At 66.0% G+C, this 480-nt stretch carries 1 pseudogene; it reads left to right on the forward strand.

Annotated features, from left to right (window positions below):
• Positions 1-480: pseudogene (locus tag LVS58_RS24980) on the forward strand (T6SS effector BTH_I2691 family protein); the annotation flags it as partial.

Genomic DNA, 480 nt, shown 5'->3' on the forward strand with positions numbered 1-480 from the left:
ATTACCCCTGGACCCAGCCGAAAGTGCCGGTGGTGGTGGCGCTCGCCGACGCCGAAGGCATGGCCCTGGACCTGAGCCTGTCGGTCTCGGCCTACCAGCATCAACTGCGTGACCTGATGCCCGCCGAGCAACTGGAACACACAAGACCCGCCCAACCTCCCGAGCAGGAGCGCGTGCCAGCGTGTTACCGGCTGGATGCCGAACAGCTCAGCCCGCAGAGCCGCGACTTTCACCATCGCAACCTGGTCGCCCTGTTGCTGAACAAGACGCTGGAAAGCCTGTATCCGGCGGATGCCCCCTCACCGGAACTGGCCGCGTTCAGGCTGGGCACATCACGCCGGGGGCCGGCCCTGTCGCCGGCCGAGTCACATTTCCAGGCCCTCACCCATGAAGATTACTCCCCCAATGGCGCGCGCCTGGCACAGCGCCTCGATGTCGACAAATACCGGCGCTTCCTCGCCGAACGCGACGCGCTGGAAC

This window comes from Pseudomonas sp. JR33AA (assembly GCF_021378985.1).
In the GTDB taxonomy this organism is placed as follows: Bacteria; Pseudomonadota; Gammaproteobacteria; order Pseudomonadales; family Pseudomonadaceae; genus Aquipseudomonas; species Aquipseudomonas alloputida.